The sequence below is a fragment of the Microbacterium sp. A94 genome (assembly GCF_051842855.1).
Classification (GTDB): Bacteria; Actinomycetota; Actinomycetes; order Actinomycetales; family Microbacteriaceae; genus Microbacterium.
Window position 1 is genome coordinate 1 of the sequence record NZ_JBPXMU010000010.1, and the last position, 8,255, is coordinate 8,255.

12 protein-coding genes are annotated in these 8,255 nt (G+C 61.3%); 3 read left to right on the forward strand and 9 right to left on the reverse strand.

Annotation, left to right across the window (positions count from 1 at the left end):
- Positions 1 to 137: 137 nt before the first annotated feature.
- Together ACSU1L_RS16330 and ACSU1L_RS16335 are read right to left on the reverse strand one after the other, a co-directional pair.
- Positions 138 to 857, reverse strand: coding sequence for a hypothetical protein (locus ACSU1L_RS16330; RefSeq protein ID WP_439256516.1), 720 nt, complete (start codon positions 855 to 857; stop codon positions 138 to 140).
- On the reverse strand, positions 854 to 1,240 hold the full coding sequence (locus ACSU1L_RS16335; protein ID WP_438253256.1) for a PadR family transcriptional regulator: 387 nt from the start codon (positions 1,238 to 1,240) through the stop codon (positions 854 to 856). The genes ACSU1L_RS16330 and ACSU1L_RS16335 overlap by 4 nt, the downstream gene beginning before the upstream one ends.
- A 389-nt stretch (positions 1,241 to 1,629) precedes the next feature.
- Between ACSU1L_RS16335 and ACSU1L_RS16340 the strand changes: the two genes are divergently transcribed.
- Positions 1,630 to 2,010, forward strand: a complete 381-nt coding sequence (locus ACSU1L_RS16340) for a hypothetical protein (protein WP_438253257.1) — start codon at positions 1,630 to 1,632, stop codon at positions 2,008 to 2,010.
- 326 nt (positions 2,011 to 2,336) lie between these two features.
- Here ACSU1L_RS16340 and ACSU1L_RS16345 read toward each other — a convergent pair whose 3' ends face one another.
- From ACSU1L_RS16345 to ACSU1L_RS16360, 4 genes are all read right to left on the reverse strand, one after another.
- The gene (locus tag ACSU1L_RS16345) at positions 2,337 to 3,023 is read right to left on the reverse strand and encodes a hypothetical protein (RefSeq protein ID WP_438253258.1); all 687 of its coding nucleotides are present in this window, start codon (positions 3,021 to 3,023) and stop codon (positions 2,337 to 2,339) included.
- A 108-nt stretch (positions 3,024 to 3,131) separates the two neighbouring features.
- Complete coding sequence (locus tag ACSU1L_RS16350; RefSeq protein WP_439256517.1) at positions 3,132 to 3,893, reverse strand: hypothetical protein; 762 nt, start codon at positions 3,891 to 3,893, stop codon at positions 3,132 to 3,134.
- A complete protein-coding gene (locus tag ACSU1L_RS16355) occupies positions 3,890 to 5,227 on the reverse strand; it encodes a hypothetical protein (RefSeq protein ID WP_438253260.1) in 1,338 nt (445 codons plus the stop codon). Before ACSU1L_RS16355 ends, ACSU1L_RS16350 begins: the two co-directional genes overlap by 4 nt.
- The gene (locus ACSU1L_RS16360) at positions 5,224 to 5,577 is read right to left on the reverse strand and encodes a PadR family transcriptional regulator (RefSeq protein WP_438253261.1); all 354 of its coding nucleotides are present in this window, start codon (positions 5,575 to 5,577) and stop codon (positions 5,224 to 5,226) included. Before ACSU1L_RS16360 ends, ACSU1L_RS16355 begins: the two co-directional genes overlap by 4 nt.
- A 377-nt stretch (positions 5,578 to 5,954) precedes the next feature.
- Here ACSU1L_RS16360 and ACSU1L_RS16365 point away from each other — a divergent pair, with 377 nt between their 5' ends.
- Complete coding sequence (locus ACSU1L_RS16365; RefSeq protein WP_438253262.1) at positions 5,955 to 6,386, forward strand: hypothetical protein; 432 nt, start codon at positions 5,955 to 5,957, stop codon at positions 6,384 to 6,386.
- A gap of 126 nt (positions 6,387 to 6,512) precedes the next feature.
- Here ACSU1L_RS16365 and ACSU1L_RS16370 read toward each other — a convergent pair whose 3' ends face one another.
- The 3 genes from ACSU1L_RS16370 to ACSU1L_RS16380 all read right to left on the reverse strand — a co-directional run bounded on the left by ACSU1L_RS16370 (position 6,513) and on the right by ACSU1L_RS16380 (position 7,402).
- Positions 6,513 to 6,833: a hypothetical protein gene (locus ACSU1L_RS16370; RefSeq protein ID WP_439256518.1), complete on the reverse strand. Its 321-nt coding sequence runs from the start codon at positions 6,831 to 6,833 to the stop codon at positions 6,513 to 6,515.
- Positions 6,834 to 6,902: 69 nt separating this feature from the next.
- Positions 6,903 to 7,142, reverse strand: coding sequence for a toxin (locus tag ACSU1L_RS16375; protein WP_438253264.1), 240 nt, complete (start codon positions 7,140 to 7,142; stop codon positions 6,903 to 6,905).
- The gene (locus tag ACSU1L_RS16380) at positions 7,139 to 7,402 is read right to left on the reverse strand and encodes a ribbon-helix-helix protein, CopG family (RefSeq protein ID WP_438253265.1); all 264 of its coding nucleotides are present in this window, start codon (positions 7,400 to 7,402) and stop codon (positions 7,139 to 7,141) included. The genes ACSU1L_RS16375 and ACSU1L_RS16380 overlap by 4 nt, the downstream gene beginning before the upstream one ends.
- A 255-nt stretch (positions 7,403 to 7,657) precedes the next feature.
- On the opposite strand from ACSU1L_RS16380, the gene ACSU1L_RS16385 reads away from it, so the two are divergent.
- Positions 7,658 to 7,846 (forward strand): hypothetical protein, encoded by a 189-nt coding sequence (locus ACSU1L_RS16385; protein ID WP_439256519.1) that lies wholly within the window; start codon positions 7,658 to 7,660, stop codon positions 7,844 to 7,846.
- The last annotated feature ends 409 nt before the right edge of the window (positions 7,847 to 8,255 follow it).

The window sequence follows — 8,255 nt, forward strand, 5'->3', positions numbered from 1 at the left end:
CACCCGAACACAGCCCTACCAAGCACACGCAGCCTGAGCACGACCTCGAACGACCCGAGGCCACAACGGGCCCCGGGATCCTCATCGCGCCTACTCACCACCACATCTACGCGTCAGACACAAACAAGTCGACGCGTTCACCTTGTGAGGAGAAGAATCACCAGGCCCATGATGATCGCGGAGATGGGGAAGAGCCAGTTGGTTACCATCACGAACACTCGCAGACCGTGCGCGGGACCTGTTGGTAGCGCGGCCATGGGTTCTGTGATGTCATCGATTGTGCCGCGTCGAAGCGTTCGAATCGTGTTCAAGGTCGACAAGAGGATCATTGCCGCCCCGCTGCCCATGAGCCAGGGGAGCGGGTCGAAGGCGAGCCAAGCTTCGGATGGTGTCGCCGGTGCCACGGCAGCTGCGAGAAACCCGAGTACTCCACCGGTAACGACCAGGAGAACGAGCAGCCATAGCCGCCGGATCGCGGCCCGAAAGTAAAGCGGCAAGAAGGAGATTAAGAGCACCGGAGCGGCCATGAGGGCTAGCTGAGCGGGAGAGATCAGAATGGCTTCACCTTGCGCCCAAGCAGTCCCTGCTTGAATGAACAGCAAGAAGGCAGCGAGTCCGAGTAGCGATGGCCAGAGCCCCCTAGACGCCCAGCCTCTTCCTGGCTCTCGAGGTAGCTCGAGTGAAGCGGCGTAGACCCGCGCAGGGCCGAACGCTTCCGTTGCGCTCTGACCTGAGTCCGCGAGAAGTTCACGGGCACTCGCTACCGCGTCGCCAATCGAACTTCCGAGCACATCGCGCAAACGAAGCTCCACAATGAACTCATCGAACCATTTCTTGTCTGCAGTAATGGTAGTCATGCGATGCTCTCCTTGCGGGGACGTGTGGCTCCCAGGTAGTTGTTACTTATTTCGGTGAAGCGCGTCCACTCGTGGCGCAGCCGCTCAAGTTCAGTGCCACCGAGCTTGGTTAGAGCAAAGTACTTTCGACCCGGGCCAGCTTCGCCCGGACGCCATTCCGTGACGACCATCCCTGCCGTTTCGTATCGGGTGAGCAACGGGTAAAGTGTGCCGCCTTTGATCGTGCCGAGACCATGCTGCTCAAGTTGCCCAATGATCGCGTAACCATAAGACGGGCCTGCTTCCAGCGCGCGCAACACGAAAAGTCCAAGTGTCGCCCGCAGCCAATCGCTCGGCCACTCACCGCCTGGCGGTTGAAAACCGTCTTGAATTGTCGCGCTCATGACTATATTGTCTCTCTAAGTAGTTAGAGTGTCAATTTTGACGGAGGAAAGCCTCCAAATGTCGAGCCAAACACACGTTTCCAGGAGCCGCGTTGCCTCCTTTGAGGGTTGTTCACGAGACACACTTAGGCTGCTTCGCCACCGACCTAATCGTTGGGCCCTCGATTCCCGCCGGGCCCCGCCAAAGAAATATCCGACCAAGTGTCAAACGGGCGCATTGAAGCTGTCTCTTATCCCTACGGATCCGAGACGTCTCACCGCCGTTGCCTGAGCGTGAATACCGCATGGGTTGTGAGACACCGAGGTTACGAGACACCCATCTCACCTGAGGATCGGTGGAGGGGCGCAATCCTGTAGCGGACCGGAGTACCTGCCGGTATCGTCGAGTCATGACCGCGCAAGCGCTGACGAAGCAGCCTCTCGGAGCGAAGAGGTCTTGGCGCGTCAGTCGCGCCGCCATTCTCATCGTGGGGATTATCTTGATCCCCGTTGCGCTCAGCATCGCGCTGAACAGTTACGACGCGCTTACCGTGGATGGCGCGCTTCGAATGGCTTTTGCCACGGTGGCTGGTCAGACCATCGCAATCCTCAGCGCAGTCACCGCCCTCATTCTCACCGTCAAGCGTCGATACGCACTCCCCGCAATCGCGGCATTCGTCCTTATCGCGGTATTCGTCACAATCGCTGCGATTTCGAACATGGCCAACGCTGGCGAACTGCTGCTCACACGCCTCGACATCATCGCGGACGTCGACAGGCTCAACCAATGACCGACCGGAGCTCAGGCGGGGCTTAAACGCGCCGCTGCCACCACCGCCAGCTAGGCGCCGGCCTTTCGCCGGCGGAGGTGCCGGCCTCGAGCATCCGGAGCGATGAACGCAGGTCGTCAGCGTTGCGTTCGACGGCCTCGAGCAGCAGATCTTTCGCCGCTGATTTGGCTTCGTAGCAGTGTTTGAACAACTCGATCGCCGCGGGATTGGGGCGACTGTCTCGTATCCCATGGGTTATGCGACACCGCGGTTACGAGACACTCGACTAAGACCGGGGCGACCCGACGACGCCGTTCTGATCCGCGTTCGACGTGGCTGTCGGCCGTCTACTCGTAGGTTGTCAGGGACAGGTCAAGGCACGGCAGGCTCTCACGCGGAAGAACGCTCGTGCAAACGACATGTTCATCGATGCGGAACCCGACAGCGTAGACAAAGGGATCGGTGTCGATCTGCACGGCGGGACGGTCGCGACCGTCGACGTTGACGGAGGCCTCCGTCACGGCGGTGACCGTGGCGTTCCAATCATTGCGTGTGCTGAACCCGGCGGGAAGGCCAAGCTCTTCACGGAAGCTGTTGCGCAGAACGTGGTTGGTATGGTCAACGAGCTGCTGCGGAAGTGAGTGCCGCTCACGATCCGGCGAAGCAAGCCAGGCGGTGCAGACCGCTTCCCAGAGCATCGGGTAACGGAAGATCTGTGCTTGCTCGATCAGCCATGCCGCACGGCCCCACGGGGGCTCTTCATCGATGGACCGACGTGCTCGCTCGTCCATCTCGATCTCGTTGCGTGGATCGGAATGGTCGTCGGGATACTTCCACAACGTATAAGTGAAAGATACGGAAAGCTCCTCCAGACCGGCTGCGCCATAGCTCTCCGCGAAACCGGCGATCGGTGCGCGCGTCAGCGACGGCTGCGGTTTGAGTTGGAACACCGGAAAGTCAAGGCTCCGCAACCGCGCCTCGGACTCAATGCTCGGGTCGGGGGCATCCGTGGGAACTACTCCGCCGTACTCCATTCACACAGTCTGAACCAGACCGCCGAAAATTCCCAAGGTGTCTTGAAACCCATGGGATACGAGACACCGAGGTTACGAGACACTTCGGCCAGTCGATTCGCGTCTCAGTTAATCCGAGGTCGTCGTGTCCGGACGATCCAGTCCGATGAAGTCGTGCATGGCGAGCTCGAACTCCTCCTGCTTCCCCGCTTGGACCACTGAGGCGCCGTAACCTAGAGAGATCGTTGCCGTCGGCCAGCCGAACTTCTCGGCATCCTGCTCGGCGTCGCCGGTCGGGTCCAGCGCGGCGTCCTGTATGGACAGCGATACCCATTGGGGCCCGTCTGTGGCGGTGGCAGATAAAATCCAACAATCGTCGGCGTTCTCCCCGCAACGTTCCATCTGATCATCGATGATGAATGTACCAAAACCGGACGCCTCGGCGGCACGACTGGCTTCTGCCAGAATCGCCGACCATTTCGTCCGGTCCGGCGCCGTGTCCGAGGTGAACTCGCAACAGTTGACTGTGATCAACAGAGACTCGCCACCGTATCCGTTCCCCACCTGTTCGTGCCAGTTGCTGTCCGAGAACCAGGTCGTTTCAGGTGTGGTCGGGACGAGGTCGATACCTGATGCGTCGCTGACCGCGTCGGCGACTTCGTTGATGAGATCTGTTGCCAGCGGCGGCAGTTCCGCCTGATCTGGGTAGCTGATGAGCGCGTCTCCGTCTTGACCGGCATGCGCGGGGTAGTCCGCCCACTCGACAACCGTGGTGTTGCCTGAGGCGTCCGTGTAGGTGGTCGTGGGTGACGGCGTCTGGCCGAACGCCGCGCATCCCGTCAGCATCGCCAGCGTCATAAGGGCGATAGCGACGCGGAGTCCACGCATCATGCCGACACCGGGCTCACTGGCGCCTCGCGGGCAGCGTGGGATTGTGCGGCTCGGCCGCCACGCCAAGCGCGAAGAGCCACGATCACACCAAGGATCGGAACGACGAACGCGAAAGCGGGGGCCGCCATAATGCCGAGGAGTGCTGCATAGGCAGTTCCAATAGCGATTCCCGCGGCGAGGCGGAAACCGAACGATCCACGCAGACGCGGCGTGAGCCACCAGGCGAGGCCACCACCACCCAGCGCTGCCGACGCCATCATCCACGGCCCCATATCTTCCCACTCGGGAGCGGCGGTATACGCGATGGTGACCGCAACGACAGCGAGGACCGCGAGGCAGAGCGGACCCCACACGACGATGAGCCCTCGACGCTTCGAAGCGCCGATACCTACCGCGGCAATCAAGGGAATGCTTGCAGTCAGCGAAATCGTGATGCCCTGCCCCATGGCCACTGTGCCGTCTGTCGCCGCAGAAGACCAGACAGTTCCGGTGAACGCGTAGGCCACACCGACGAGTCCGCCGACGGCGCTGAGCCAGCCCAGCCACTGCGCTGCGTGAAGCGAGTCATGGGAACGTGCTGGAGCCGCCGGCGTGCGCGCCGGGACGGTGTCCCGTCGTCCGAGGGTGCCGAGTGCCAGCACAGCAACGCCGGCGGCGACGATGCTCGACATCATTGGATTGAGTAGCCCCGCCCCGAGTACAGGTGCAATCAACGCGCCCGCAACAAGAGCGATGGAGAGGCGACCGAACCAGGGCGTGCGAGTGTGACCCAGGATTCCGTCAAAGAGAACTGCGAGTCCAAGGCCGCCGCAGACCCACCCAGCGATGAAGAGGGGCACCCACACAGCGGAGATCCCAGAGAGCGCGTGGTTCGCATCCGCGAGGATGAAGCCCTGCGCCCACGACAGTTGCGCGAGGACGGCAAGAACCAGTGCGCATGAGAGCACGAAGAGCGCCATGAGGGCGCGGAGCGGCATCATCCATCCGCGGGAGCGCATCAGAGCGATGAGCCCGACCAGCGTCAGGATCGGGGCGATCCCTGACGTGATGATCCCGGTCGAGGCGCTACCGAGCCTGAACAGGACGAGCAGCCACGCGCCCGCGCTCAGCACGAGCGCGACCACCGACGACCAGAGCGCAACCCTCGTATCCAGGCGCAGCGCAACACCGTTCACCACAGCAGACAAGCCCTCGCCGCGAGACGGCGTCGCTCGTCCTTCATGCTCGGCGTGATCGCGCAGCGCACCGAGGAACACGTCTCCGTTGACTTCACGCCACCACTTCGGGTACCAGATCAGCAGACGCTCGAACGCGTCGCCTTCGCGGCGGCTCATGCCCAGACCGCCAATGGAAACGCAATCGCGGCCTTGTGTGTCGCCAGCTGGTTGCGCGCCGCGCGTACCGCCTGTTCCATCGACTCGACCTCTGTTGACAGTCGGGCCGTACCCTCGTCCGTGATGATGAAGTAGCGCCTCGCCCGACCATTCACGATCTCCTCACCATCAGCGCGGATCGACCCGTCAGCCTCGAGACGTTCCAGCGCCGCATAGAGCGTGGGTACCTTTAACGCGACCCGCCCCTCAGACGCGGTGGCCGCCGCCTGCAGAATTTCATAGCCGTGTCGCCGATGCGACGCCAGCGCAGTCAAAATCCAGAACGATGGTTGCGTAAGAGGAGTACTCATGCAGCAATCATACTCTTGGCGCAAGAGTATCAACGAGTCATGGTGCGCGGGAGATGTTGCAATGCGGTGGACGGTCGCCAAGTAATAGTTGATCATCAGACTATGGGCCAGTCGGCGGTAGCAGTTTCTTACTGGAGAACAGGCTACGCAGGGCATATGGCCTGGCTGGCCCTCTCATGCCCTCCGAGCCGCAATCGGTGCCTCGAAACCCTACGGATACGAAACGTCTCACCGCCGTTGCCTGAGCGTGAACACCATCCGAGTTGTACAGAGGTGTCTCGTATCGCATGGGTTATGGGACACCGAGGTTGCGAGACAGTCTGGGTTTCAGTGCGGCTCACGCCGCCGCTCGTGACCAGCGAGATATGCTCCGAACCATGAGCACCGCACGTCGCTTCCTGGCCGCACTGTCGATGGTGACTATTGCCGGCTCGTTGTCTGCCTGCGCAGGAGCAACTGGGCACGGCGTGACCATCCCACCAGGAGCTGACAAGCTCGTACAATGCCCACCAGCGCCCATCGATGCGACCGATCTCTCGTCTCAAGGTGATCCGGGTTGCGACCTTGTCGGATCACTAGTCCGACTTCCGGACGGCACCTCTCTGGAGGTGCGAGAGGTAGGGGCCGTGGCGTGGCACCAAAGCAGCGACACCAACCTCAATGAATACACGATCGTGAACTGGGGTGTTCCAGGCGTCGGCATCAGCATCGTCAAGGAAGGGCGACTCGTAGATCTATGGGCTAGCTCCGCCGACGCAGAAGAGCTCCAGCGAGAGCAGCTACGTGTCGAAGGCATCGAACCTTCCTAGGCTCGCCGTAGCCGTGGGGCGTCTCGTAACACATGGGTTTCGAGACACCAAGGTTGCGAGACACTCTTCGCGATTGGGGTTTCGGTGCGCTGTGGGGCAGAACGAAGGCTCGCGATGACCATCAACTCATTCGCAGGAGCCACTGGCGGCGCAGTCGTTGCCAAATCCACTACCCGCCCCATCGGGGGTCAGAACACCGATCATGAAGTAGGACGCCGCACCGACGATGACTGCGGCACCGAAGATCAGCAGGATGCGGTTCCAGCGGGCACCGCGCACGGTCCCGATGGCTCCAACGATGACCAGAAATGCGCCGACTGCGACCGAATAGTAAGGCCCGAATATGGACCCGTAGAGTCCGATCGGCACGCCGATGATCGCAGCCAACACCATGGTGACGACGGGCGTCGTAGAAGTGTGGCGAGGATTCTCTTCAAGCGCGGCCATAAGGCTATCGTCCACGACTTGAGAGCGATCGGGTAGACCATGGGGGCCGCAGCCCGTCGGGTTCCGTGGTTATGGCAGGAGTTCAAGCATCTGGGGTCTGGCCCTCATGGCGTGAATGATGAGCTCATTACCGCTGTCGAACACGAGAACAACTGTCTCGAGCAACCGGCCATGTGTGTCGAATCCCAGTCGAAGCTCGCGGGCAGGCGATTCGTCGTCAAGGCTCTCGATCCAGGTCGGCCACGATGCCGCTTGGATGGAATCTTCGGATGAAACGCCGTGCCTGAGCGCGGAGTCGTGAACCTTCACGCGGCGTACGCCGCCAGCGCTTCGCGAATGAGCTCCGAACGGGTCTTGTGCTCTCGCTCGGCGGCCATGTCTATCGCGGCGAGTTCCTCGATCGTGAGGCGTAAGGCGACGACCTGTGATGGTTGTGCACCACGGCCGGGACGACCGCGACCGCGCCTCTTCAACGCTCCAATGTCGTAGCCGGCCTCTGCCTCAGCTGCCCATTCGGCGATCTGTTCTTCAGTGACGGGCACGCCGTTGATTGTTTCTTCTGCTCCCATGTATTTAGTGTATTACGAAAATTACGCCAAGTCACCAGGCCTGGATCCAGTGGAGTCGACGATGACGAGCCGTCTCGCATCCCATGCGTTGCGAGACACGAAGGTTACGAGACAGATTCGCATTGCCTCTCCCGGAGCTTCCGGGATTGCTCGTAGCTGCTTCCTTGTGGACATCTCCTGATCACGAGCGGGCGACGTGCTACGGTCGCGCTAAACCGCTCACTTGTGGCTACTTTCAGCGGAGGTCGATACGCCATGAAACGATCTGTCCTGTGGTTCCTCGTCTTCTTCGCCGTCGTAGTCGCGTCAGGCGCGTCTTTGATTCTGATCGTGCCGACCGCTTTTGATCCGGAAGTCTCCATCCACCCCTGGATACCGGGGGTGCTCGGTGCGCTCTTCGCAGCCAGCGCGTTCGTCGCGTGGAAGGTTCGACCGGAGTGGTAACGGGACGTAGAGGGAGTTTGACATACGTGGTGTCTGACCTGGCTCGTTCAAATTCAGGACAATCGTCGCGCTGCTTAATGTTGGGTGTCGCATCTCCGATGCGACGATCGAGAGCATGAGCACTGCGGCTGTAGCGATCGTCTGTGCACTCGGTGTCCTCATTCCAGTACTTCTCGAGTTCCTGCCCAGTCAACGCAAGCGGCACGCCGCCCGCCGATAAGTCATTCGACGCCGACGTAACCAAGACGGCCGTCTCGCATCCCATGGGTTGTGAGGCATTTAGGTTACGAGCGGTCCCGCGCGCCTGCGGCGCGTTTTCTTGAGGACGCGCAGATGCTTGCGCGTCTGGTGCCTTGTCGGGATGGCTGGTTCAGCGGACCCTGGAGATACGGGGTGGTGGTCGCGGCGT

Excerpts from the sequence above, each read along its gene's own strand:
- ACSU1L_RS16330 (WP_439256516.1), bottom strand. The coding sequence starts at position 857 with ATGACTACCATTACTGCAGACAAGAAATGGTTCGATGAGTTCATTGTG.
- ACSU1L_RS16335 (WP_438253256.1), bottom strand. The coding sequence starts at position 1,240 with ATGAGCGCGACAATTCAAGACGGTTTTCAACCGCCAGGCGGTGAGTGG.
- ACSU1L_RS16340 (WP_438253257.1), top strand. The coding sequence starts at position 1,630 with ATGACCGCGCAAGCGCTGACGAAGCAGCCTCTCGGAGCGAAGAGGTCT.
- ACSU1L_RS16345 (WP_438253258.1), bottom strand. The coding sequence starts at position 3,023 with ATGGAGTACGGCGGAGTAGTTCCCACGGATGCCCCCGACCCGAGCATT.
- ACSU1L_RS16350 (WP_439256517.1), bottom strand. The coding sequence starts at position 3,893 with ATGATGCGTGGACTCCGCGTCGCTATCGCCCTTATGACGCTGGCGATG.
- ACSU1L_RS16355 (WP_438253260.1), bottom strand. The coding sequence starts at position 5,227 with ATGAGCCGCCGCGAAGGCGACGCGTTCGAGCGTCTGCTGATCTGGTAC.
- ACSU1L_RS16360 (WP_438253261.1), bottom strand. The coding sequence starts at position 5,577 with ATGAGTACTCCTCTTACGCAACCATCGTTCTGGATTTTGACTGCGCTG.
- ACSU1L_RS16365 (WP_438253262.1), top strand. The coding sequence starts at position 5,955 with ATGAGCACCGCACGTCGCTTCCTGGCCGCACTGTCGATGGTGACTATT.
- ACSU1L_RS16370 (WP_439256518.1), bottom strand. The coding sequence starts at position 6,833 with ATGGCCGCGCTTGAAGAGAATCCTCGCCACACTTCTACGACGCCCGTC.
- ACSU1L_RS16380 (WP_438253265.1), bottom strand. The coding sequence starts at position 7,402 with ATGGGAGCAGAAGAAACAATCAACGGCGTGCCCGTCACTGAAGAACAG.
- ACSU1L_RS16385 (WP_439256519.1), top strand. The coding sequence starts at position 7,658 with ATGAAACGATCTGTCCTGTGGTTCCTCGTCTTCTTCGCCGTCGTAGTC.